Annotated in this window: 19 protein-coding genes; 11 read left to right on the forward strand and 8 right to left on the reverse strand. The window is 60.1% G+C overall.

Annotated features, from left to right (window positions below):
- Positions 1-2: 2 nt before the first annotated feature.
- From FIV03_RS02290 to FIV03_RS02310, 5 genes are all read right to left on the reverse strand, one after another.
- Complete coding sequence (locus tag FIV03_RS02290) at positions 3-1,109, reverse strand: ABC transporter permease (protein WP_152508527.1); 1,107 nt, start codon at positions 1,107-1,109, stop codon at positions 3-5.
- Positions 1,106-2,662, reverse strand: a complete 1,557-nt coding sequence (locus FIV03_RS02295) for an ABC transporter ATP-binding protein (protein WP_152508528.1) — start codon at positions 2,660-2,662, stop codon at positions 1,106-1,108. Before FIV03_RS02295 ends, FIV03_RS02290 begins: the two co-directional genes overlap by 4 nt.
- Positions 2,663-2,734: 72 nt before the next feature.
- Positions 2,735-3,727, reverse strand: a complete 993-nt coding sequence (locus FIV03_RS02300; RefSeq protein ID WP_152508529.1) for a BMP family ABC transporter substrate-binding protein — start codon at positions 3,725-3,727, stop codon at positions 2,735-2,737.
- 86 nt (positions 3,728-3,813) lie between these two features.
- A complete protein-coding gene (locus tag FIV03_RS02305; protein ID WP_152508530.1) occupies positions 3,814-4,815 on the reverse strand; it encodes a BMP family ABC transporter substrate-binding protein in 1,002 nt (333 codons plus the stop codon).
- A gap of 68 nt (positions 4,816-4,883) precedes the next feature.
- Positions 4,884-5,867 (reverse strand): sugar-binding transcriptional regulator, encoded by a 984-nt coding sequence (locus FIV03_RS02310; protein ID WP_022999723.1) that lies wholly within the window; start codon positions 5,865-5,867, stop codon positions 4,884-4,886.
- Positions 5,868-6,914: 1,047 nt separating this feature from the next.
- On the opposite strand from FIV03_RS02310, the gene FIV03_RS02315 reads away from it, so the two are divergent.
- The 5 genes from FIV03_RS02315 to FIV03_RS02335 all read left to right on the forward strand — a co-directional run bounded on the left by FIV03_RS02315 (position 6,915) and on the right by FIV03_RS02335 (position 12,681).
- On the forward strand, positions 6,915-7,649 hold the full coding sequence (locus FIV03_RS02315; protein ID WP_152508531.1) for a DUF1194 domain-containing protein: 735 nt from the start codon (positions 6,915-6,917) through the stop codon (positions 7,647-7,649).
- Positions 7,650-7,944: 295 nt separating this feature from the next.
- Positions 7,945-8,376 (forward strand): methylglyoxal synthase, encoded by a 432-nt coding sequence (locus FIV03_RS02320; protein WP_022999719.1) that lies wholly within the window; start codon positions 7,945-7,947, stop codon positions 8,374-8,376.
- Entirely contained in the window at positions 8,373-9,413 is a 1,041-nt protein-coding gene (locus FIV03_RS02325; RefSeq protein ID WP_152508532.1) for an ROK family protein, read from the forward strand. The genes FIV03_RS02320 and FIV03_RS02325 overlap by 4 nt, the downstream gene beginning before the upstream one ends.
- A gap of 12 nt (positions 9,414-9,425) precedes the next feature.
- Positions 9,426-11,897, forward strand: coding sequence for an ATP-dependent helicase HrpB (gene hrpB / locus FIV03_RS02330; protein WP_152508533.1), 2,472 nt, complete (start codon positions 9,426-9,428; stop codon positions 11,895-11,897).
- Between the two features lie 100 nt (positions 11,898-11,997).
- Entirely contained in the window at positions 11,998-12,681 is a 684-nt protein-coding gene (locus FIV03_RS02335) for a hypothetical protein (protein ID WP_152508534.1), read from the forward strand.
- A gap of 286 nt (positions 12,682-12,967) precedes the next feature.
- Here the strand turns inward: FIV03_RS02335 and putA are convergent, their stop codons facing one another.
- Positions 12,968-16,108 (reverse strand): bifunctional proline dehydrogenase/L-glutamate gamma-semialdehyde dehydrogenase PutA, encoded by a 3,141-nt coding sequence (gene putA / locus FIV03_RS02340; protein WP_152508535.1) that lies wholly within the window; start codon positions 16,106-16,108, stop codon positions 12,968-12,970.
- A 141-nt stretch (positions 16,109-16,249) separates the two neighbouring features.
- Here putA and FIV03_RS02345 point away from each other — a divergent pair, with 141 nt between their 5' ends.
- From FIV03_RS02345 to FIV03_RS02360, 4 genes are all read left to right on the forward strand, one after another.
- Positions 16,250-16,705, forward strand: coding sequence for a winged helix-turn-helix transcriptional regulator (locus FIV03_RS02345; protein ID WP_022999714.1), 456 nt, complete (start codon positions 16,250-16,252; stop codon positions 16,703-16,705).
- Between the two features lie 120 nt (positions 16,706-16,825).
- Positions 16,826-18,049: an ABC transporter substrate-binding protein gene (locus FIV03_RS02350; RefSeq protein WP_152508536.1), complete on the forward strand. Its 1,224-nt coding sequence runs from the start codon at positions 16,826-16,828 to the stop codon at positions 18,047-18,049.
- Between the two features lie 10 nt (positions 18,050-18,059).
- A complete protein-coding gene (locus FIV03_RS02355; RefSeq protein ID WP_152508537.1) occupies positions 18,060-19,763 on the forward strand; it encodes an ABC transporter permease subunit in 1,704 nt (567 codons plus the stop codon).
- An 8-nt stretch (positions 19,764-19,771) separates the two neighbouring features.
- On the forward strand, positions 19,772-20,449 hold the full coding sequence (locus FIV03_RS02360) for an ATP-binding cassette domain-containing protein (protein WP_152508538.1): 678 nt from the start codon (positions 19,772-19,774) through the stop codon (positions 20,447-20,449).
- A gap of 123 nt (positions 20,450-20,572) precedes the next feature.
- Here FIV03_RS02360 and bfr read toward each other — a convergent pair whose 3' ends face one another.
- Together bfr and FIV03_RS02370 are read right to left on the reverse strand one after the other, a co-directional pair.
- Positions 20,573-21,058 carry a bacterioferritin gene (gene bfr / locus FIV03_RS02365; protein ID WP_022999710.1) on the reverse strand — a complete coding sequence of 162 codons (486 nt, stop codon included), beginning with the start codon at positions 21,056-21,058 and terminating at the stop codon, positions 20,573-20,575.
- A gap of 115 nt (positions 21,059-21,173) precedes the next feature.
- On the reverse strand, positions 21,174-21,416 hold the full coding sequence (locus tag FIV03_RS02370; RefSeq protein WP_022999709.1) for a (2Fe-2S)-binding protein: 243 nt from the start codon (positions 21,414-21,416) through the stop codon (positions 21,174-21,176).
- Between the two features lie 125 nt (positions 21,417-21,541).
- On the opposite strand from FIV03_RS02370, the gene FIV03_RS02375 reads away from it, so the two are divergent.
- Entirely contained in the window at positions 21,542-22,300 is a 759-nt protein-coding gene (locus FIV03_RS02375) for an SDR family oxidoreductase (RefSeq protein ID WP_022999708.1), read from the forward strand.
- A gap of 194 nt (positions 22,301-22,494) precedes the next feature.
- Positions 22,495-24,930, forward strand: coding sequence for a methyl-accepting chemotaxis protein (locus FIV03_RS02380; RefSeq protein ID WP_209009833.1), 2,436 nt, complete (start codon positions 22,495-22,497; stop codon positions 24,928-24,930).
- Positions 24,931-25,138 lie beyond the last annotated feature (208 nt).

Consider the following 25,138-nt stretch of genomic DNA (forward strand, 5'->3'; position numbering starts at 1 on the left):
GATCACGCCTCCTTCGCGGCAAGAGCCCGGGAGGGCGTGAACAGCTTGATGATGGCCGGGCGGAACATGTGCTCAAGTGCACCGGCAAACAGGATCACAAGGCCCTGGATGACGATGATCATGTCTCGCGTGATGTTGGGCATTTCGAACGAAAGTTCCGCGCCGCCCTGGTAGAGCATGCCGAACAGGATCGACGCCAGAACGATGCCGACCGGATGCGCCCGCCCCATGAGGGCAACCGCGATACCGACGAAGCCGTAACCGGTCACGAAATCGATCAGCAGCCGGTGCTGTGACCCCATGATCTCGTTGATCGCCATCATGCCTGCAAGACCACCGGATATGAGCATGGTGATGACGATGGTGCGCACCGGCGAGATGCCGGCATAGACCGCGGCTGTGGCGTTGGCACCGAAAGACCGGATCTCGAAACCGAGCTTGGTGCGCCAGATCAGGACCCAGACCAGAACACAAGCCGCCAGCGCCACGAAGAGCGACAGGTTGACCGGCGCATAGCCGAAGCCGAAGGACGAAAATATGTCGTTCAGGAACGGCAGACGGCCACCATCCTCGAAGGTTCGTGTTTCCGGCTGCATCGACCCTGGCTTCTTCAACGCGTTGTTGAGCAGATAGACCATCAGCGACGAGGCGATGAAGTTGAACATGATGGTGGTGATCACCACGTGGCTGCCGCGGGTGGCCTGAAGCCAGGCCGGAATGAACGCCCAGGCGGCCCCCATCAGCGCCGAGCCTATGATGGCAAACGGCAAGGTGATGTACCACGGCACGATGTGATCCAGCGCCAGACAGGCTATGGCGACCCCGAGACCACCGATATAGGCCTGGCCCTCACCACCGATGTTGAACAACCCGGCATGAAAGGCAACGGCCACAGCCAGGCCTGTGAAGATGAAGTTGGTGGCATAGAACAGCGTGAAGCCGATGCCCTCGCCATAGCCAATGGAGCCCCAGACCAGGAGCTGCACCGCGTCCAGCGGGTTTTCCCCGATCAGGACAACGACGAGGCCGGACACCAGGAAGGCGGCGGCCAGGTTCAGGAACGGGATCAGGCCGTAATCGACCCAGCGCGGGAGCTGACCGGCACTCATCGGGCGCCTCCTTCAACAGCCATCTTGTTGTTATCTTCCACACCGGCCATCAGCAGGCCAAGTTCGCCTTCTTCCGCATCGCCGCCGCGTTCACCGACGATCTTGCCGTCGAACATCACCAGCACCCGGTCGGACAGGGCCCGGATTTCGTCGAGTTCCACCGACACGAGCAAAATGCCCTTGCCGGCATCGCGCATTTCCACGATCCGGCGGTGGATGAACTCGATGGCGCCGATATCGACGCCGCGCGTCGGCTGACCGACCAGGAGCACTTCCGGATCGCGCTCGATCTCGCGCGCCAGCACGATCTTCTGCTGGTTGCCGCCCGAGAAATTGGCCGTCTTCAGCATCGGGTTCGGCGGGCGGATGTCGTATTTCTCGATTTCGGCCACAGCGTTTTTCTTGATGGCGGCAAGATCCATCAGAAGGCCCCGGGAGTAGGCCGGGTCGCGGTGGTAGCCGAGGATGGAATTCTCGTATTCGGAGAAGGAATTGATCAGGCCCATCCGGTGCCGGTCTTCCGGCACGTGGCCCATGTTCTTGGCGCGCATGTCGGCGGCGTCGAGCGTGCTCGTTCCCAGATCGATCGTCTCGCCGTTGATTTTCAGCGTACCTCTGGTGGCGCGGCGAATGCCCGCGAGCGTTTCCAGCAGTTCCGACTGGCCGTTGCCGGAGACACCGGCGATGCCGACAATCTCTCCCGCACGCACATTGAAGGAAACGTCCTTGACCACCTGCACGCCGCGGCTGTCGGTCACCGTGAGGTTCTCGACCTCCATCACCGGAGCCTTGGGTTGCGCCGGTTTCTTGTCGACACGCAGCAGCACGCTGCGGCCGACCATAAGCTCGGCGAGTTCTTCCATCGAGGTCTTCGCGGTTTCGCGCGTCGCCACCATCTCGCCGCGGCGCATGACGGAAACAGTATCGGTCGCCGCCATGATCTCGCGCAGCTTGTGCGTGATCAGGAGAACCGTCTTGCCTTCGTTCTTCAGAACTTCGAGGATCTTGAACAGGTGATCGGCTTCGGCCGGCGTCAGAACACCGGTCGGCTCGTCAAGGATCAGAACCTCCGCGCTGCGGTAGAGCGCCTTCAGGATCTCCACCCGCTGCTGCAGACCGACCGGCAGATCCTGGATCAGGGCGTCCGGATCGACCCGCAGTTCGTATTCTTCTTCCAGCCGCTTGAGTTCTGTCTTGGCGCGATTGATGCCGCCGGACAGGAGCGCGCTGTCCTCGGCGCCCAGAACCACGTTTTCCAGGACCGAGAAATTGTCGACCAGCATGAAATGCTGATGCACCATGCCGATGCCCATGCCGATGGCGGCTTTCGAGTCCGAAATTGTGACCTTCCTGCCGTCCACCAGGATGTCGCCGTCATCGGCCTGATAGAAACCGTAGAGAATGGACATGAGCGTCGACTTGCCCGCCCCGTTCTCTCCGATGATACCGTGGATGGAGCCTTTCTTCACCACAAGGTCGATGTCCTTGTTGGCGTGAACCGGGCCAAAGCGCTTGTTGATCTTGCGCAGTTCGATTGCCGGCGTATCGCTCATGCGTTCCCCCAGGCCTGACTGTTCTTCTTTGTCATTGTTATTGCCCCTCGCCGCTGCCTCGCGGTGTCCCGATCAGAAAGGACATGCTCCGTCGGTTACGACGTCATGAACCTTGACGCTGCCGTCGGAGATGGCCGCAACGGCGGCATCCGCCGCCGCTTTCATGTCCGGCGTGATCAGGTCCTTGTTGTTTTCGTCCAGCACCCAGTCCATGCCGCCGTCCGCGACGCCCAGCACCTTGATGCCGGGTTCGAAGGTGCCGTCCCTGGCAGCCTGAAAGCTGTCGAAGACAGCGTTGTCCACGCGCTTGCGGATGGACGTCAGGACCTTGCCCGGGTGCAGGCCGTTCTGGTTGCTGTCGGTACCCATGCCGAGCACCCCCTTGTCGGCAGCTGCCTGCAGCACACCAATGCCGGTTCCGCCCGCTGCCTGAATGATCACATCGGCGCCCTGATTGATCTGGCCGATGGCCAGTTCACCGCCCCGAACAGGATCCGCGAACGCGGCCGGCGTATCGCCCGTCATGTTGGACAGAACCCTGATATCCGCCCTTGCAGCCTGGCCGCCCTGCTTGTAGCCGCACAGAAACCGCTGGATGATCGGGATATCCATGCCGCCGACAAAACCGATGGTGCCGCTCTTGGTGGCCATGCCGGCCAGCAGACCGCCGATATAGGCACCCTCATGTTCCTTGAAGACATAGGAGCGCACGTTCGGCTGATCGACCACCATGTCGACGATGGCAAAATCCGTCTTGGGAAAATTGGGAGCCACCTGGCCAAGCGCGTTTGCCTGGTTGAAACCGATTGCGACAACGGGGGACGCGCCCCGGCTGGCAAAGTTCCGCAGTGCCTGCAGGCTTTGCGCATCACGCTCCAACTCGAATTCCCTGACGTCGCCGCCCTGGTCCTGAAACCGTTTCACGCCGGCAAAGGCGCTTTCGTTGAAAGACCCGTCGAACTTGCCGCCGACGGAATAAACGATGGCCGGTTCGGCCAGAGTTGCGGTTGTTGTCATGAAGACAGCGCAGGCCGCAGCAATGACGCCTGATGTGAGACGGAGCATCCTGTCCTCCGAAAAAACGGGTTGGGCACGCTAGAAATACAGGTGGACCTCCGCACGGTATCGCGCGGAGGTCCAAAACGACTGCCTTACATCGGGCAGGACTGATCGGCCATGTAGTCGTGAACTTCGATCTCGCCGGAGATGATCTTCTGGGTCGCTTCTTCGACCTTTGCTTTCATCTCGTCGTTGACGAGTTCGGCGTTGTTGTCGTCCAGCGCCCAGTCGACGCCACCTTCCTTGAGGCCGAGGACTTCGAAGCCGGAGGACCAGCTGTCGTTGGCTGCATCTTCGAACGCCTGGTAGACGGCAATGTCGACGCGCTTCAGCATGGAGGTCAGGACGGAACCCGGATGCAGGTTGTTCTGGTTGCTGTCGACGCCGATGCCGAGCTTGCCGGCGTCAGCAGCGGCCTGCAAAACACCGATGCCGGTGCCGCCGGCAGCGTGATAGACAACGTCAGCGCCACGGTCGAACTGGGACTTGGCGAGTTCGCCACCCTTGACCGGGTCGTTCCAGGCCGCGCCGGTGGTGCCGGTCATGTTCTCGAAGACTTCCGCCTTCGGGTTTGCAGCCATCACGCCCTGCTTGTAACCACAGGCGAACTTGCGGATCAGCGGAATATCCATGCCGCCGACAAAGCCGACCTTGCCGGTATCGGACGCCATCGCAGCCAGCATGCCGACGATGTAGGAGCCTTCCTGCTCCTTGAACAGGATGGAGCGCACGTTCGGCAGGTCGACGACCATGTCAACGATTGCGAACTGCGTATCCGGGAATTCCTTGGCAACCTTTTCCACGGCGTTGGCCTGGGAGAAGCCGATAGCGACGATCGGGTTCATGCCGCGCTTGGCAAAGTTGCGCAGGGCCTGCTCGCGCTGGCTGTCGTTCTGGATTTCGAAATCGCGGTATTCGACGCCGGTGTCTTCCTTGAACTTTTCAGCACCGTTGTATGCGCCTTCGTTGAACGACTTGTCGAAACGGCCGCCCAGATCGTAAAGCACTGCCGGCTTGATATCGGCTGCCAATGCGCCCACGGCGGTAAAGGCCAGGCCGGCAAGCGCGGTGCCGATGGTAAGAAGCTTTTTCACTTATATGTCCTCCGACATGCGGGGGCCTGCCTTTTGGCCGGCCCGTTTCCCCTCGTGACCCAGCCGCATCATGCGGACTGTGCCAGCTGCAATCCGGCCCGTGCCGTCAGAGCCCTCGCAAGGGTCTCGTCTGCCACAAGGTCGGTAATGACACCGGTACGCAGGGCCGCGAGCGTGGCATCCACCTTGCTCTCCCCACCTACCAGCGCAATCACGCGGCGCCCGCGCACTTCGTCGAAATGCAGACCCACGGCACAATCGCCGAGCGGATCCGGGGCCAATTTTCCCTCGATCGTCAGAAAGCGTCCCATCAAATCACAGACGGCGCCGCCCGACAGCAAATCTTCCTGTTCTTTTTTGGAAATCATGCCGCGCTGGACAAGATGGCCCTCGTTCTCGACAGAGCCGATGCCGATGAGAAAGGCATCCGACTGGCGCGCGCGGTCCATCAGGTCCTGCACGCTGCGCTGGGTCAGGAACATCGCCTTCTCGTCCTGGTTTTCGGCAAAATAGGGAACCGGCAGATAATAGCCGATGCCGCCTGTGCGTTCCTGCATCTTCTGGACGATGTCGTAGGGGTTGGCAGCAAGCGTGCGCGTCAGCGATCCGCAGATCGACATGATTTCGAGATCGGTTCGCGCCACTTTCGGCAACGCTTCGACAGCCGCGGTCAGCGTGCGTCCCATGCCAACACCCAGACGCGTGACATTGGACCCACCAAGCATCCCGGACAGGAACTGTGCCGCGGAAACGGCGACGGCCCTGAGGGCGCTGTCGTCGTCGCCGCCACCAAGATCGGGAGCAATAATGCAGTTCGTCAGGCCAAAATGCTCCGTAAGCTCCTTTTCAAGCTGGAGGCATTCCATCGGGCGACCATCGACCTGGAATTTGACGAAACCGGCTTTCTGCGCATGAGCGATCAGGCGATGCACCTTGGCGGGCGAAACGCCGAGCTGTGAGGCGATTTCACCCTGGGTACGGCCGCCAACAAAGGACAGCCAGGCCGCCCGGATGGCCATATATGATGTCCAGTCGTCGTCGCGTGTCTGCATTCCGCGTCGAAACCTTCCCCTCCAGAGCCCTTGCGCACGCCTTTCGGCGGGCAGGATACTCAACCACTCTCAAAACGCCCGGCTTAATGGAATTGCATCCGGTAAGATGAAACACCCGCCTGTCCAGCCATGCGAAGCGGTTGACCGCAACGGTCCGGCTATGCCCTGCTCTCTTCGGAGCTTTTGGTTTCCGGGGCCGCGAAGGCCGTCCGAAAAATTCTTCACCAAGTGAGAATTTCTTCAGATCATGACCAGCCTTGCCTTTGCCGTCAACTAAAAAAACTGCCAATTTTCTGGCTGATTGCTGCATTTCTGGGCAGCAATCAGCACCGAGTACCACTTCTGAACGGCGGCAAATTCTGCCCAAAGCTGCCGATTTTCAAAAACAGCCCGGCAAAATTTGCCTAGTTGCCCGGCAATAATTGCCGGTGGATTTGTCCCCCACTTCGAAAACCCGCGTCTTTCAAACCGAAAAACAGCTAATCGGAACGCGCATGTCAGGCGCTTGCGAAGCTGCTGAAACGTCGCCTGTTTTAGGTCTCAACCATGTTTTCTCGCCCGAGTTTCTCACAGTTTCGCGCAAAAATGTGACCGGCAAGGCGGATTGAAAAAACTCAAGAAATCACCACCTTACCCATACGTAAGGCGCAATGCGGATCCACGGATGAAAAATTTGCCTAGCAAATCCGACAGATATCCCGCGCCTGTGGATAGAACATGCACTCCGTGCACATTACTTTTGCCAGCCAAGGAATATTACGCTACGTTTGGCATGTAGCTTGCTAAGTAAATTTCCAAGCTCATCCAAGGCATTCAGCCAATGCCTTGTTAGGAATCACGAGAAACGGAAAGATAAGGAATTCAACGACAAAATAAACAGGGGAGACGTGGCCACCCAGCCGCAAGGCTGAAATAAGGAGAAAAACCATGCGTCTCGACATAACCAAAACAGACTGTGCACCGACGGTTACAAGTTTACTGTCACTTATTTGTGCGGCACTTCTTTTCGCCGCCCCAGCCGCAGCCCGAGACTACCGTCCGGCTCTGATGGCTTCTTCACAATACAGCTATGATCCGGCCAACGAAGTGGACGTCGAACTTGTCCTGGCCGTCGACATCTCCCAATCCATGGATACAGAAGAACAGGAAGTGCAGCGCGCCGGGTATGTCGCCGCTCTCACCTCCAGGGAATTTCTTGACGCCATTCAGGTCGGTCCGATCGGCCGCGTTGCCGTGACCTACATGGAATGGGGCGGGGTCGATGAGCATTTCATCGTCGCCGACTGGACGGTGATCCAGGATGCAAGCTCGGCAGCACACTTCGCTTCCAAGATTGCCGAGGCCCCGCTTCGGCAGGTCCAGCGCACCTCCATCGCCTCGGCGCTCGAAAAGTCGGTCTTTCTGGTTCAGAACAACCAGTATGAAGGCCTGCGCCGCGTAATCGACATTTCCGGTGACGGCCCGAACAACCAGGGCGGCTCCGTGACTGCCATGCGTGATCGCATGGTTGCATCTGGCGTGACCATCAACGGCTTGCCTCTGATGATGAAGTCGAACAAGAACACCTGGCAGGCGATGCTCAACCTCGACCACTATTACGAGGATTGTGTGATCGGCGGCCCGGGCTCCTTCGCCATCCCCGTTCGCAGTCAGGAAGGCTTTGCAGACGCGATCCGCATGAAGCTGGTGATGGAGATCGCCGGGCTGCATCTGCCGGAACCCGATCCCTACTTCCAGCACGTTGCCGGCCGCGAACCGATCCGTTGTAATCTGTTCGACTGATCGCCACGTCTCCATTCTCCTTATTGCCTGCCGCGTTCCGGGCCGGGACGCGGCATTTTCTTTTGCTCCCTGCCAATGATCTGCCCAAGGGGAACAGGTTCTGCACCCGCCCGTTCATCTTCCTTTGCCTAAAGCGCTTTGAACGGCTAAACACTTCCCCGCCGCTGTCGCTTCCTGCCAGGGTGCCTTTTCGTCCGGTTCCCTCCGGGTACGAACTGGTCTCCCGGGACTTTGGTTTCGATCAGCTTTCGGCTATTCAATCGATCCGGATTGCATAGACCCCAGAGGACCGCTGATGCCTGCCACGCCCACTCTTGCGCTTGTCGCGCATGACGCCAAAAAAGACGCCATGGTCGAGTTCGCCAGACGGCACCAGGACAAACTCGCGGTTTTCGAACTTGTCAGCACAGGCACCACGGGCGGCCGCATTCTGGAAGCCTGTCCGGATCTCAAGGTCACAAGGCTGAAAAGCGGCCCGCTGGGCGGCGACCAGCAGATCGGCGCGATGATTGCCGAAGGCAAGCTCCAGGGCCTGTTCTTCTTCGTCGATCCGTTGTCGCCCATGCCGCATGATGTTGATGTGAAAGCCCTGATGCGCCTTGCAGTGGTCTATGACATGCCGATGGCGCTCAATCCGTCGACCGCGGATATCCTGCTGCGCTCCGCCCGCCTGCAGGGCCTCAAGACCACATCCGCGACACCTGAAGTTGGCTCCCTGTCCTCATGAGTTTTTCCAAGAACACCAAATCCTTTGCCTATCCGGTTCTGGTTGCCGATATCGGCGGCACCAACGCCCGTTTCGCTCTGGTTGACGACGCTGAGGCGCCCACCCGCATGTGCGGCAAGACGGCGACCGCGGATCATCCCGACATTTCTTCCGCGATCCGCGAAGTGGTGCTGCCGGAAACCGATCCGAAACCACGTACGGCAATCATCGCGGTTGCCGGTCCCGTCACCGGTGACAGGATCCCCCTCACCAACGCGGCCTGGGTGATCGAGCCGCTGAAGATGATCGCCGACCTCGGTCTGGACGAAGTCATCGTGCTCAACGATTTCGAAGCGCAGGCCCTGGCCTTGCCAGGATATAGCGGCAGCGATATCGAACAGGTCGGCTCCGGCACGATCCGCGAAGAGAGCGCCAAATTCGTCCTCGGTCCGGGCACGGGCCTCGGCGCCGCTGCAATGATCTATGCCGCCCAGACCTGGGTTCCCGTTCCGGGCGAAGGTGGCCATGTGGAACTCGGGCCGGTAACCCCGGAAGACGTTGCCATCTGGCCGCATATCGAACTCGTCGGTGGACGGCTTGGCGCCGAACAGATCCTTAGCGGCACAGGCCTGCCCCGCCTTGCCCGGGGCGTTGCCGCCTATATGGGCGCGGACCGCGACTTCAAAACGGCGGCAAGCATCACCACGGCTGCAGAGGAAAACGATCCGGTGGCGGTGAAGACGCTGGAGGTCTTTGCCAGGGCCCTTGGCCGTGTGGCCGGCGATTTTGCCCTCGCGGTTCTGGCACGGGGCGGCGTCTATCTGACTGGCGGTGTCACGTCGCGGATCACACGCTTCCTCACGGACGGCGGCTTCCGCGCCGCCTTTGAGGCCAAGGCGCCCCACGAGGCCCTGATGGCCAAGATACCGACCTTCATCGTCCGGCACCCCGATCCGGCCCTGGAAGGCCTTGCCTCCTTCGCACGCGCGCCGGAAGCCTTTGCCGTCGACATGCAAGGACGGCAATGGACCGCAGGCGCCGCATCGGGCGCGAGCTGACCCGGGCCTGTCATGTCCTCTGCCCCAGCCTTCGCGGCACCCCTGCCGATCGACGGTGTCCTGCCGGAGCTTCTGGCAACGCTTGATACAGGGCTGAACGCGGTTCTTGTTGCCGAACCGGGCGCAGGCAAGACGACCCGCGTGCCGCTGGCTCTTTTGAACGCGACCTGGCGCGGCGACGGCAAGATCCTGGTACTGGAACCGAGGCGTCTTGCTGCCCGTGCCGCTGCGCGCCGGATGGCAGCCGAACTTGGCGAAAAGCCCGGCGAGACCGTCGGCTACCGTGTGCGCATGGAAACGAAAGTCAGTTCACGCACTCGAATAGAGGTCATCACGGAAGGTGTTTTCACCCGACTGATCCTGGACGATCCGGAACTGACGGGCATTGCCGCCATTCTCTTTGACGAATTTCACGAACGCTCGCTTGACGGCGATCTCGGGCTGGCGCTGGCGCTGGATGTGCAGGCTGCACTGCGCGACGACCTGCGTCTGCTGCCGATGTCCGCAACGCTCGATGCTGCAGGAATTTCAGCCCTGCTTGGCGACGCGCCCGTCATCGAAAGCACGGGGCGCAGCTACCCGGTCGAAACACGTTACATGGGGCGAACGCCGAACGAGCGCATCGAACCGCAGACGGTGCGGGCCATCCGGCAGGCTCTTTCTGAAGAAACAGGTTCCATGCTGGTGTTTCTGCCAGGCCAGGGCGAAATCCGCCGCACCGCCGAGATGCTGGACGGAAAGCTTCCCGCCAATTGCCAGGTCGCGCCGCTTTACGGCGGACTGGACGCCAAGGCCCAGGACGCAGCCATCCGGCCGGCAGATGCCGGCCTCCGCAAGATCGTGCTGGCCAGTGCCATCGCCCAAACCTCGCTGACGATCGAAGGTGTGCGTGTCGTTGTCGACAGCGGTCTGGCGCGGGTGCCGAAATATGAACCACAGACCGGACTGACCCGGCTGGAAACCGTGCGCGTCTCTCGCGCTTCCGCTGATCAGCGGAGGGGCCGCGCCGGACGTACCGAGCCCGGTGTCTGCTACAGGCTCTGGGACGAAGCCCAGACCGTGGCCCTGCCACAGGCAGAGGCTCCGGAAATCCTGGAAGCGGATCTCACCGGCCTGGTGCTGGACCTGGCGGCCTGGGGGACGCTCGATCCGGCAGCCCTCGCTTTTGCCGACCAGCCCCCACTTGCGACCTGGCGCGAAGCAAAGGCTCTGCTTCAGGATCTGCACGCTCTGGATGACCACGGACGTCTGACCAATGACGGCAAGGCACTGGCGAAGCTCCCGCTGCATCCACGCCTGGCTCACATGGTGATCGAAGGTGTTGCCCGCGATCTCGGCTTTACCGCCGCGATGATCGCGCTGGTGCTGTCCGAACCGGGTCTTAGCGGCCGGGATCCCGACCTGCGTGCGCGTTTGCAGGCTTTGCGCCATGACAAGAGCCAACGTGTAAAAGACGGCCGCCAACTTGCCGAGCGCTGGCTGAAGCAGGCAGGCGGAACAGGCAGGGAGATAGATCCGGAAAGCGCCGGACTTCTGCTCGCCCTTGCCTATCCTGACCGGGTGGCCCAGCAGCGCGGGCAGACAGGACGCTTCCGCCTTGCGAACGGCCGTGGCGCAGAATTGGAGGCGGAACATACCCTTTCCCGGCAAGCCTTCCTGACTGTTGCCGATATTCAGGGCAAGGCGGCAAGCGGGCGTATCCAGCTCTGCGCGCCAATTTCCAAATCCGATATCGAAGACCTGTTTGCTGCAGACATCGTCGAGCAGGATGAAGTCCGGTTGACAGGAGATGGTGCGCTGAAGGCGCGGCGTGTCACCCGCTACAAGGCGGTTGAACTGAAGTCCGTCCAGATCCAGTCAGCAGATCCGGCAGCTGTCGAACGGGCCCTGATTGCCGAGATCCGCCGGCGCGGCGTCTCCCGCCTGCCCTGGAGCAAGGAACAGGAACGGCTGAAGAAACGTGTCGCCTATGCCCGGGAGAACGGCGCGCAGGATCTGCCGGATCTTTCCGACGGCACCTTGACGGAAACCCTGGAAACCTGGCTGCAGCCCTATCTCGCCGGCTGCACGAGCCTTGCCGCAATCGATACCGCCGTGCTGGGCAACGCGCTTGCGGCGCTCCTGCCCTATGATGCATCTGCACGGCTGGACAACCTTGCCCCCTCGCACTTCACCGCGCCGACAGGCAGCAAGGTGCCGATCGACTATGGTGCGGCCGCAGGTCCGACGCTTTCCATTCGCGTGCAGGAACTCTTCGGCCTCAAGGAGCATCCGAGCGTCTGCGAAGGCAGATTGCCGCTGATCCTGGAACTCCTCTCCCCGGCACAACGGCCGATCCAGATCACGAAGGATCTTCCCGGCTTCTGGCAAGGCTCATGGGCGGATGTGAAAGCCGACATGAAGGGCCGATATCCAAGGCACCCCTGGCCGGACGACCCGACCGAGGCCGAGGCGACGAGAAGGGCAAAACCGCGAGGGAGCTGATTCTCCCGTAAATCACATTCGAATTCAGATAAGCTCTTGACTTGAGCCTGCCATATGCGTTTCCAAGAAGGGCTTAAACACGAAATTTAAAAGAAATCCGATGAAACTGATCTTTCTCTTTTTTGTTTTTATTTTTAGCCATGTCTGCGCCGCCAGTAGTTCTACTCCACTGAGCGACAAAGACGCCGAAAGAATCACTTCCGAAATGATGTTGCAACTTGAGCAACTTCATGAACGCTTGATGGAGATTCTCGAACTGCAAGATCCAACAGAGCGTCAACCAGAGTTGGAGAGGATCAGAGAAGAACTCGAAGAAATTCAAGTTCCGTATCAGACAGCACTGCAGAGTATCGAAACTCAACCACAGGAAAGCTCATCTGTTACGAGAAGGTCGCATCTGAAAGACCTCTGGAAGTGTCAGAAAGCCGTCGCGGTCCTAGTTACTTTCTCGGACATTGTCGTCCAACCTGAAGTTCGTTTTCGTTCCCCTACCCAGGTTCAGAAAACCTACTTCGATTTCTTGAGCAAAAGTGAAGACTGTCGCTATCAGCTCGGCAAAGAACCATCTGCAGAGCTCGACACACCTGCGAAAGTATTTCAGGCTTATCTGCGAGTTATGGAGCGTACTCTCCGCGAGATGAAAGATCTGGACGACCCTGGCTTTCTAGCGGAAACAAGAGGGGATCAGTACGAATGGTTCAGGTTCAGGGAAAGATTTATTGGCGTCTTTACTCGGAAAATAGTTGGGAGCTTTATAGGCTATACGCCATCACATCTGGGTTAAGCTTGCGTTCGGAAGAATACCGGAACGAGGTGCGCGCGTTTGGCGCGTGCCAAACAATGCAGGGATCATTTATGCAACTTGTCGATAAATATTCCTTTTTTTTGGCACGCGATATCCCCGGCCTCCTACACGACAGGTCATTGAACCGCTTGGTCACGAAGTTCGCGGAATGCGAAGCGGCATTGTCCGATAAGTAAAACGAACTCTTGTATATCAATCTCCGGAAATGGCTCCCTTCAAACGCGAGGCGGTAAGGGAGCCATCTCTCAGACCACGAGTTGGCTAATCAATCGTCCGAAGCCGCCACCAGGCTTGCGTTGCCACCGGCGGCCGCGGTGTTGATGGACACCACCTGTTCCAGGGCGAACCGGTAGAGGTAAGCCGGGCCTCCGGCCTTGGGGCCGGTGCCGGACAGGCCGGAGCCGCCGAAGGGCTGGGTGCCGACAACCGCGCCGATGGTGTTGCGGTTGACATAGACGTTGCCGACGGACAGCCGGTCGACGACCTTCTTCACCGTTGCATCGATACGGCTGTGAACACCGAGCGTCAGGCCGTAGCCGGTGCCTGCGATCTGGTCCAGCACCTTGTCGAGATCGCCCGCCTTGTAGCGGACCACGTGCAGCACCGGCCCGAAGACTTCCCGCGTCAGGGCCTCGGCCTTGTCCAACTCGATGATGTGCGGGGCCACCCAGGAGCCGTTGGCCAGCTTGCCGTGCGGTGTCTTGCCGGCATAGCGCAGTTTCTGGCTTTCCTTCATGTCATCGACATGGGAGAGAATGTTGTCGCGTGCTTCCTCGTCGATAACCGGGCCGATATCGGTGGATGGCAACCGGGGGTCACCCAGGCTGAGTTCCCTGGCAGCGCCTTCCAGCATCTCCAATAGATGATCGGCGACATCCGCCTGCACATAAAGCAGACGCAGTGCGGAGCAGCGCTGACCGGCGGAGCGGAAAGCGGACATCATGACGTCGTCGCAGACCTGTTCCGGCAGGGCCGTGGCATCGACAATCATCGAGTTGATGCCACCGGTTTCGGCAATGAGCGGAACGATCGGTCCACGTTTGGCAGCAAGCGTGCCGTTGATCAGCCAGGCGGTTTCGGTCGATCCTGTAAAGGCGACACCGGCGACGGCCGGATGGGACGTCAGCGCCGCACCGACATCCCCCTCGCCCGGAAGCAGGTAGAAGACATCTTCCGGGACACCGGCCTCATACATCAGCTTGGCGGTCTCAAAAGCGATCAGCGGTGTCTGTTCCGCCGGCTTGGCAACAACGGCATTGCCCGCCATCAGGGCGGCGCTGATCTGGCCGAGGAAGATCGCCAGCGGGAAGTTCCACGGCGAAATACAGACGAAGACGCCGCGGCCCCGATAGCGGTAGCGGTTTTCCTCGCCGGTCGGCCCCGGCATCAGCTTGCCTTCGCCGAAAAGATTTCTGGCCTCGGCCGCATAGTAGCGGCAGAAGTCGACGGCTTCGCGAATTTCGGCAATGCCATCGGTCAGGCACTTGCCGGCTTCCAATGAGAGGATCGTCATCAGACGGTCCCGGTTGGCCTCCAGCAGATCGCCTACCTTGTCGATGGCAGCCGCCCGCTCTTCAACCGGTCTGCGCGACCATTTCTCGAACCCCTTCTGGGCATTTTCGACAGCAAGGCGGGCCGTTTCGCTGTCCGCGAAGCGCACCGTGCCGACCTTGGTCGAGCCGTCCATCGGGGCAAACACCGGATTGGCGTCACCCGACGGTTTCAGCCCCGCTCCAAGCGGGGCGGCCTCGGTGAACGGTGCTGTGGTTTTCGCCATGCCGGACGTCAGCAAATTGCGCTCCGCCGCACAGCCGAATTCCACGCCGTCGGAATTTTGCCGGCTGTCGCCGTAAAGGTCCTTCGGCAGCGGGATCGACCGGTTGATGGAATGGTGACCGCTATCCAGCAGTTCCTTCGGCCGCTTGAGCATCTTTTCAACCGGCACGGAGGCATCGCCCACGATGGTGACGAAGGAGGAGTTGGCGCCGTTTTCCAGAAGGCGGCGGACGAGATAGGCCAAGAGGTCCTTGTGACCACCGACCGGGGCATAGATCCGGCACGGGAAGCCGTCGCGTTCGACAACGGATTTGTAAAGGCTTTCGCCCATGCCGTGCAGGCGCTGGAACTCGTACCCTTCCGCCTTGCCACCGGAGAGTTCGATGATCTGGGCAACTGTCAGTGCGTTGTGGGTGGCGAACTGCGGGTAGAGCACATCCCGTGCCGCCAGCATCCGCTTGGCGCAGCACAGATAGGACAGATCCGTCGCCGCTTTTCGCGAGAACACCGGATAGCCTTCCGCACCGCCTTCCTGGGCGTGCTTGATTTCCGTATCCCAATAGGCGCCCTTGACGAGGCGCACCATCAGTTTGCGATTGGTCTTGCGGGCTGCGTTGACCAGCCAGTCGATCACGTGAATACCGCGTTTCTGATAGGCCTGAACCGCCAGTCCAAAGCCATCCCAGCCCTCGGTGACCGGATCGGTCAACATGGCTGCTATGATATCCAGCGAGATTTCCAGCCGATCGGCTTCTTCCGCATCGACGGTGAAGTTGAGGTTGTGGTCCTTGGCCATCTGCGCCAGTTCGCGCAGCTTCGGCAGGAGTTCGTCGCGCACGCGTTCGCCGTTGACGGCCTGATAGCGCGGATGCAGCGCGGAAAGCTTCACCGAAATGCCCGGTCGGTCCGGCAGTTGCTTGTCGCCTGCGGCCTTGCCGATGGCGGCAATTGCCTTGGCATAGGACTGGAAGTAACGCTCGGCGTCCTTCTGGGTACGCGCTCCTTCGCCCAGCATGTCATAGGAATAGCGATAGCCCTTCGCTTCCTGGGTCCTGGCGCGCTCCAGAGCCTTCTGGATGGTTTCTCCGAGAACGAACTGATGACCGAGCAGGCGCATTGCCTTGCGGGTCGCCATGCGCACGGTCGGCATGCCCATGCGCTTGACGAGGCTCGACAGGATCGACTGGGGCGTGTCGCCCGGGTGCAGCAGACGAGAGGTGACGCCCAGCGCCCAGGAAGAGGCGGAGACAAGCCAGGTGTCGGATTTCGGGCCTGAGGGATCATCGAAGCGGGCTGCCGCCAGCTTGTCTTCGATCAGCTTGTCCGCGGTCTTTGCGTCCGGAACGCGCAGCAGAGCTTCCGCCAGCACCATCATGGCCAGACCTTCACGGGTGGTCAGACCAAATTCGCGCATGAAGTCTTCCACGCCGCCGAGACCGACCTGGACCGAGCGCATGTCCTGAATATAATCGCGGGCGCGCTGGTCGATCAGTTTCTCCACCACGGGGTCGGTGTTGGCTTCCTTCAGAAGCGCTTCGACAAGCGTCTTGTCATCGGGGGCGTACGCCGGGCGAAACGGCTCGAGTTCGGTCGAATTGATTGTCTTCATGGCTGCAACAGTTGCGGTCATGAGAGCCTCCCAAAGGGGCCCCGCGGGGCCAGGTCACTAGATGCCTCCAAAATATCTTGAATCGAAGTCCGCTTTTCGCTGTTTTTGAAGCCAATCTCCGTGTATTCCTCTGCAAATTTCTTTTTTCTAGGGAAATTCGCCATGCTTGATGCAACAGACCGGAGGATTCTGAAGGTTCTCCAACAGGACGGCCGCATTACCAATACGGACCTTGCCGAACGGGTGCATCTTTCGGCAACCGCGACCGCCGAACGCATGAAGCGGCTGGTGCGCGAAGGGTACATCGAGCACTTCTCCGCCAGCCTCAATCCGAAGATGGTGGACCGAGGTTTGCTGGTCTTCGTCGAAATCCGGCTTGACCGCACCTCACCGGAAATTTTCGACGCCTTCAAGATTGCCGTCGAACGTTCGACCGACATCATGGAATGTCACATGGTGGCAGGCGGCTTCGACTACCTCATGAAAAGCCGCGTCAAGGACATGGAAGCCTATCGGGCCTTCCTGTCTGATGTGGTTTTGGCGCTGCCAGGCGTGCGTGAAACACATACTTACGCCGTCATGGAAGAGATCAAGGACACCCATATCTTGCCGGTCTGATTTGCGCTGGAACCGAACGGACACGAACACTCATCGTTCACAAAGCCTTGTCTTGACCATGCCATGCGCCTTGCGCGAGGGAACGAGGACCGGACACGATCCGCAACAGGGGAAATTCTGATGAAACGCATGCTTGCCGCAACGCTTGGTCTTATCGGATCACTGATGGCACCGGTGGCTGCTTCTGCACAGGAAGCGGCCAATGATCCGGCGTGGCAGGCAGTGCTGGATGAGGCCAGAGGCGAGACCGTTTATTTCCACGCCTGGGGCGGCGAGCCGCGCATCAACGCCTATATCGCCTGGGCTGCCCGGGAAGTGGCAAATGAATTTGACGTTCGCGTCCTTCAGGTGAAGGTCAGTGACACCGCATCTGTGGTCTCACAGGTGCTTGCCGAAAAATCGGTTGGCAAGGTCTCTGGCGGCGCGGTCGATCTGGTCTGGATCAACGGCGAAAATTTCGCGGCCATGAAGGAACAGGGCCTGCTGGCAGCACCTGGATGGGCGCAGACGTTGCCGAACTGGGATTACGTCGACGTGGAAAACAAGCCGACGGTCGCCCAGGATTTCACCGTGCCTACGGATGGCCAGGAAAGCCCGTGGGGGATGGCCAAGCTCGTGTTCATGTATGACAGTGCCCGCCTGGACACCCCACCAGCGACGCTCGATGCGCTGCTGAGCTACGCCAAGGCGAACCCGGGCCGTTTTGCCTATCCGCAACCGCCAAATTTCTATGGCACGACCTTTCTGAAACAGGTTCTCGTCAGCACGGTTCCGGACAAGGCCGCTCTGACGAAACCGGTGGATGAAGCCCGCTTCGAAGAAATGACCGCACCGTTGTTTGCCTATCTGGACGCATTGAACGGCTCGCTCTGGCGCCAGGGCCGTGCTTTCCCGAAGGATGCAGCGCATATGCGCCAGCTGCTTGCCGACGGAGAACTGGATATTGCATTTTCCTTCAATCCGTCCGATGCCTCGAGCGCAATTGCCAACGGCGAACTGCCGCCCAGCGTGCGCACCTTCGTTCTGGATGGCGGCACCATCGGCAACACCCACTTCGTTGCAATTCCGTTCAACAGTTCCAGCCAGGCAGGCGCCAAGGTCTTCGCCAACTTCCTGTTGTCACCCGCGGCACAGGCTCGCAAGCAGGATCCCGGTATCTGGGGCGACCCGACGGTTCTGAACGTTGCCGGACTGCCTGAAACCGAAAAGGTTCTCTTCGATACACTCGACCTTGGGCCTGCGACCTTGACGCCCGAACAGCTCGGCCCGGTCCTGCCGGAACCGCATCCGAGCTGGGTCAGTGCGCTTGAAGAGGCCTGGACCACCCGCTACGGCGCCGAGTGAGCCGGAGTACGTGGCAACCCAGCCGAAAGCCGTCCCGGCCATTCCGATCATCCTTGTGTCGGTTCTTCTGGCCGGGCCGGTTCTTGCCGGCCTGGCGGGCACGGTCCTGCCTGCCTTCGGTTACCTGCCCGCGCTGGGCCACAACAGCTTCACCCTTGAACCTGTCCGGCACCTGTTCCAACAACCCGGTCTGCTGACTTCCGTTTGGCTCAGTATTGCCACCGGCCTGACGGCCTCCGTCGTGTCGCTGGCGATCGTGCTCCTGTTCGTGGCAGGCTGGTCCGGAACGGCGGCGTTCCGGCGCCTGACCCGGTTTCTGTCGCCGCTGCTTTCAGTGCCGCACGCGGCGGCGGCCATCGGTCTTGCTTTTCTGATTGCGCCATCGGGCTTTCTGGTTCGCCTCGTTTCGCCCTGGGCGACTGGCTGGTCCAGGCCACCCGACGTTCTGATCCTCAACGATCCGTTCGGCATCGCCATGACGGTTGGTCTTGTCGCCAAGGAAGTGCCTTTTCTGTTCCTGATGACGCTCGCCGCGCTAAACCGCCCTCACGTTCAGGAGTATTTCAAGGCAGGTGCCAGCCTTGGCTATGGCCGTGTCGCAACCTTCTTCAAGATCGTTCTGCCGCAGATCTACCCGCTCATCCGCCTGCCGGTGCTGGCAGTGGTCGCCTATGCCACATCCGTCGTTGATGTCGCCTCTATCCTTGGGCCGACGACACCGGCTCCGCTCGCCCCGCGTCTCGTCAGCTGGATGAACGACCCGGATCTAACCAAACGTCTGATGGCATCTGCCGGGGCGTTGCTGCAACTTGCCGTCAGCACGACTGCTCTGGCCACCTATCTGGCAGGCGAACGGCTGGTCGCCTCGGCCTCCAGACGCCGTCTCGTCACCGGGCATCGTCACCTGCGCGAGCGTGCGGCAAGATATGGCGGACTTCTGGTGATGGTAATCATCATCGTCGCCATGATCATCTCGCTGCTGCTGCTCGGGATCTGGTCTGCTGCCCGCTCTTGGTGGTTTCCCTCCGTTCTGCCGCAGGCCTGGAATGTCATGCAAATGACCGACACCCTCGGCATGAGCCTCGGGCTTCTCGGTACGACAGTCGCTCTGGCCTGTGCCTCAGCGCTTGTTGCAACAGCCCTGACACTTTGGGTTCTGGAAGCGCGCGATCACCGCAAGTCGACCTCTTCGCGCCGTCTCAAGACACTCGTCTTCCTGCCGCTGCTGCTGCCGCAGATCAGCTTTCTGTTCGGTCTGCAGTTGCTTTTCCTGTCAGCGGATTTCAGCGGCACATTCTCCGCTGTTTTGCTGGCCCACCTGGTTTTCGTCCTGCCCTACGCTTTCCTGGCCTTGAGCGATCCCTGGGCCCGGCTCGATCCGCGCTTTGCCAAGGCCGCAGCCTCCATCGGCGCGTCGCGTGCCCGCATCTTCTGGCAGATCCGTTTGCCATTGTTGCTGCGGCCTGTTCTGGTAACGCTTGCCGTGGCAGCCGCGGTATCCGTCGGCCAGTATCTGCCGACCTTGATGATCGGTGCCGGACGGGTCGCCACGGTCACGACCGAGAGCGTCGCTCTTGCCAGCGGAGGCAGCCGGCAGGCAACCGCGCTGCTGGCCCTGCTGCAACTTGGCATACCACTGGCCGGATTTACGCTGGCCGCACTGTTACCGGCGTTGCTTCATCGCAACCGGGCCGCCATGCGGCTGGAAAGGTGAGGCAAGCAATGCAAACCCCAAACGAGCCATTGGGCCTCGTTCTTCAGGACGTCACCCTCCACCTGGACGGAGCGCCCCTGCTTGGGATCGACTGCCGGATAGAACCGGGAACAGTGCTCACCGTGATGGGTGAAAGCGGCAGCGGCAAATCCAGCCTGCTCGACTTCATTGCCGGTTTCCTCCGGCCGGATTTCAAGGCGAGCGGCAAGGTGATGCTTGATGGCACGGATCTGACACCTCTGCCTGCACAGGAGCGGCATATCGGCCTGATGTTCCAGACGCCGCTGTTGTTCCCGCATATGTCCGTGCTGCAGAACCTGATGTTCGCCATTCCCGCTGCAATCCGCAAAAGATTCCTCCGGCGGGACATGGCTCAACAGGCCCTCGCCGATGTCGGGCTTTCCGGCTTCGGCAGCCGCGACCCTGCGACGCTGTCCGGCGGTCAGCAGACCCGTGTCGCCCTTATGCGAACGCTTCTTGCCGAGCCGCATGCGCTGCTGCTGGACGAACCTTTCTCAAGTCTCGACAAGGCCCGGCGAGCCGACATCCGGGCATTGGTCTTCGACGCAGCCAGACAAAAGGGCTTGCCCGTCCTGCTTGTCACGCACGACGAGGAAGACGCTGACGCAGCCGGTGGCAAGGTACATTTTCTTGATGAAAGCGGATCAGGCAACGGCTGCGCCTGAGAAGGAGGTCACATCGGTGCAATCGTCGGCGAACAGGGCGTACGGCCAAAACGCGCGGTAGAACTGAGCCACCTAAATAATCTTCTGATGGCAGACAGAAATCAGGTTTGTGAACCCTGGTGCTTATTCGGCGGTGTCCGCAGACTTGGCCTGCAGCAGGGAGTAGTTGTCGATGCCGATCCGTTCGATCAGTTCGAGCTGCGTTTCGAGGAAATCGATGTGGCTTTCCTCGTCGCTCAGAAGCTGTTCAAACAGCGCCATGGAAACATAGTCGCCGAGCTCGCGACAGACTTCGCGGGCTTCGTGGTAAAGGGCCCGCGCGACGTATTCCGCTGCAAGGTCGCCTTCCAGGCATTCCTTGACCGACTGGCCGATCCGCAACGGGTCCAGGGTTTGAAGATTAGGCAGACCTTCCAGGAAGATGATCCGGTCCATCAGATCCTGTGCGTGCTGACGCTCTTCTTCAGCTTCCGCCAGTTCCTTGTCGGCCAACTTGCCGAAGCCCCAGTCGGCCAGCAGCCGGGCATGGACCCAATACTGGTTCACTGCCGTCAATTCATGACGCAGGGCCTTGTTGAGATACTCGATTACGCGCGCTTCGCCCTTCATGACCCTCTCCCTGCGAGATCCCCCCGGGGCGCTCTGTCACTTGGACATGTGCCCGGATGTTGATCGAAATTCATGTTCCGGACCAAGCCTTTTCTCTGGCCGGGGCCGGTAAGTCCTAGCGGTTTGAAGCCTGCTTCAATTCTGCAGGCGACTCTTCCGACTGTGGTTGCTCTTCAGAACTTTTTTCGTGAATGATGTCAATGACCGACGGAAAACAGCTTCCGCAACGCGGCCTGCACCCCAGATGACGGAACACCGCTCCGGGCGTTGGCACCTTGCCATTCGGGTCTGCACGCATTTCTTCCGCGGCTTCGCGAAGTTGCTTGTCAGACAGTACGTTACAGGAGCAAATGATCATTGTAGGATCCGGCGCGCGTCCTCATATGCGAACATATTGGCATTGACGAATTCCAGCGCAATAACGAAACTCGACTGCAAGAGTCAACTTTTTCCACGACTTTTGCACGCCAGCAGGGAAATAACATGACCGGCCAGGGTATCCCCGACGAGCGTCCGACACTCGTGCTGACAGGCGCGAGCCGCGGCATCGGACATGCCACCGTCAAGCGGTTTTCCGCGGAAGGCTGGCGGGTGATCACCTGCTCCCGGCAGGCGTTTTCGGACAAGTGTCCATGGCCGATGGGGCCTGAGGATCATATCCAGGTGGATCTGTCCGATCCGGAAAACCTCGGGTTTGCCACCCAGGAAATCCGCAAGCGTCTGGAGCCCAACGGTTCGCGCCTTCATGCGCTGGTCAACAATGCGGGGATCAGCCCCAAGGGCCCCGACGGGGAACGTCTGGATTCGCTGACAACGGCCATGCACGAATGGCGCACCGTTTTTCAGGTCAACTTCTTTGCCCCCATCCTGCTCGGCCGGGGCCTTTTCAAGGAACTGAAGAATGCCAAGGGTTCGGTCGTCAACGTGACATCGATCGCCGGCATGAAGGTGCATCCCTTCGCCGGTACCGCCTATTCCACCTCGAAGGCGGCCCTCGCATCGCTTACGCGGGAGATGGCGGCCGACTTCGGTCCGCACGGCATTCGCGTCAATGCAATCGCACCGGGCGAAATCGATACATCCATCCTGTCACCTGGCACCGAAAAGATGATCGAAGACATTCCGCTCCGCCGCCTTGGCCTGCCGAATGAAGTTGCCGACACGATCTATTACTTGTGCTCCGAGAAGTCTTCCTATGTCAGTGGAGCAGAAATTCACATCAACGGCGGTCAGCATGTATAAATCATTTATACAACCTGCCCTTCGTCTAGCTTGCCGATATATTTGCGGTACCTAAACCAGACTTTCAGAATGACGCATTTATTCTTCAGCTAAATATTACCTGAAGCTAAAAATGCGTGATTTACCTAATGTTCATTGCGCTCCGCAATACTGACAGAACGACAATGCAGTTGTTCCGGCTGTGCGGGGATAAAATGAAACGAATATTGAAAGTTCTGACCGACTTGAAATTTGGCTTCAAGGTCGGCGGCGGTTTTCTGGCAGTCTTGCTGCTGACGGCAGTCGTAGGTGGCGTGGGATTTCTGGCCATCCATGGTCTGTCCGCGCGGTTCGTCGTTGCCGATCAGGCGGCCAAGGTTGCCGGACAGGTCCAGGCAACGTCCCTGCTTCGTGAAGACTATCTCAACAATCCTTCGGCAGACCTCCGCAATTCCGTGCTTGAAGGTGTGGCGACGCTGCAAGGCGAACTGGACCTCCTGACCAACGAGATTGCGGGCGACACCGCCTCTGAAGCTCAGGTCGCCGGGGCCAAGGACGCGGTCTCCAGTTTCTCGACCACTTTCGATCAGGTCGCCGAGCAGACGGTGCAGCAGGCCGAACGTATCGCGACACTTCAGAAAAGCACCAATGATCTGGAAGCACTGGCGACCAACATCAGTGACGCCGTTCTGACGGAAGAAAAACGCATCAGCGCCGAAGCCTTCGCGGCGAACAGCCAGCTGGACGATGCCAACCAGCTTCAGAGAACCGTGTTCGAACTGAAAGACGAAGTCGTCAAGGTTCACATGCTCTACCTGAAAGGCAGCGGCAATATTGACGGTGAAGATCTTACCTCAGCCATCGACACCGCACGCAACCTCGTCTCTTCCACGAAGCAGATGAAGTACAAGCAGATCGAAGGTATCGACCGCAAGACCGTGAGCAAGCTGGCCTCGCAGGCGAACAAGCTCAACGCGGCTCTGGAGAACCTCACAAAGGATCTCGGCTTTTCCGAAGCCTATGAAGCACGCCAGGCTGTCGGCAATGCCATCGACGGGATGAACGGCTTTACCGAGGAAATTCTCGGGCAAGTCCACCCGGTCGTTTCCAAGGCAAAGACCGACGCGCTGACCGCCTCCACCCGCCTTGCAACGGTGCGCTCCATTGCCGAAAAAGCGACCAGTCTGAATGAGATGGCGCTGGCTGCCCGCGCGGAAACACTCTACCTCTTCGGCGCCTTTGGTGTCAGCGACCAGTCGGCTGTGGAAGAACAGATTGCCAATCTGCAGGGCCTGGAAAAGGACATGGTCAAATACGCCATGATCCTTCCCTCCGCCGCAGACGCGATCAACGCGATCCCTGAATCCGTTGCAACGCTCGACAAGTCTTTCCGCGAGATGCTTGTCACCAAGGCTGATCTGGCCGCCAAACGAGTGGAACTTGACGACCTGACCCGCAAGGTCAGCGCCGACATCACGTCCATCTCCGCTGCACAGTCGCAGGCCGCCAATTCCGCCGCCACGGCTGCAAAGGTCCAGATTGCCGTCACGATCCTGCTCGCCATCCTGGGCGGCATCGGTCTTGCCTTCATTCTCAACCTGGCCATCACGCGTCCGATCCGCACGATCACCGGCGTCATGGACCGCCTGGCAAACGGCAACAATGAAGTTGTGATCCCGGGCATCGATCGCGGCGACGAGATCGGCGACATGAGCCGCACGGTGCAGGTGTTCCGCGACAACGCTGTGGAACGCGCTCAGCTGCAGGAGCAGAATGCCCGCGAGGAAGCCTCCCGCCAGGAACGCCAGGCCCGTATCGACAGTCTGATCCATTCTTTCCGCACCAAGGCGGAAGAAGCGCTCGGCTCCGTGGAAACCACCGCGGGCGGCCTCGACAACACCGCACAGGCCCTGACGGAAATCGCCCGGGACAGCGCCGGCTACGCCAGCGAAACCCAGGCATCGTCCAACGAGACCACCAACAACGTTCAGACCGTGGCAAGCGCCGCCGAAGAACTGGCGGCTTCGATCGGCGAGATCTCCCGCCAGGTTGCCCAGACGACGGAAATCGTCGACCGGGCCACCACCGGAACACGGATCACCAACCAGAAGGTCGAAGGACTGGCGGAAGCCGCCACAAAGATCGGCGAAGTGGTGACCCTCATCCAGGCGATTGCCGAACAGACCAACCTTCTGGCCCTCAACGCCACCATCGAAGCGGCACGCGCCGGTGAAGCCGGAAGAGGTTTCGCGGTTGTTGCTGCCGAGGTGAAGGAGCTGGCCACCCAGACCTCCAAGGCAACGGAGGAGATCTCCAGCCAGATCACCGAGATCCAGAACGCGACCAAGGAATCCGTCGTTGCCATTGGCGAGATCGCGGAAACCATGACCGAGGTGAACACCTACACCACGGCCATCGCATCGGCTGTCGAACAGCAGGGCGCTGCCACCGCGGAAATTTCGCAGAACGTGCAGCGCGCGGCGGAAGGAACCGGTGCCGTGTCCTCTTCCATGTCGCAGCTATCTCAGGCCGTTGACCAGACCTCCTCGTCTGCGGACATGGTGCTGTCGGCTTCCGGAGAACTGACCCAGAAGACCCACGAACTGAAGCGTGAAGTCGAGCAGTTCCTCTCCGAGGTTGCCGCAGCCTGATCGCACACATCTGACCGAAGAGGGCGGGTGAGCTTCGGCTCCCCGCCCTTTTCTTTTGCGCTCGACAGGATCGCCGACCGCAGCGGGAAATTGCCTTTGCGGTGCTGTTGTGGGCGGTCACGAAACCTACGGACCGGACGGGTTCAAAAGCCGGCCGGCAAACCTTTTCGACCACACAGGAACGTCTAATCTACTTTCAAATGAAGGC

Source organism: Labrenzia sp. THAF187b, from assembly GCF_009363375.1.
GTDB classification, from domain to species: Bacteria; Pseudomonadota; Alphaproteobacteria; order Rhizobiales; family Stappiaceae; genus Roseibium; species Roseibium algicola.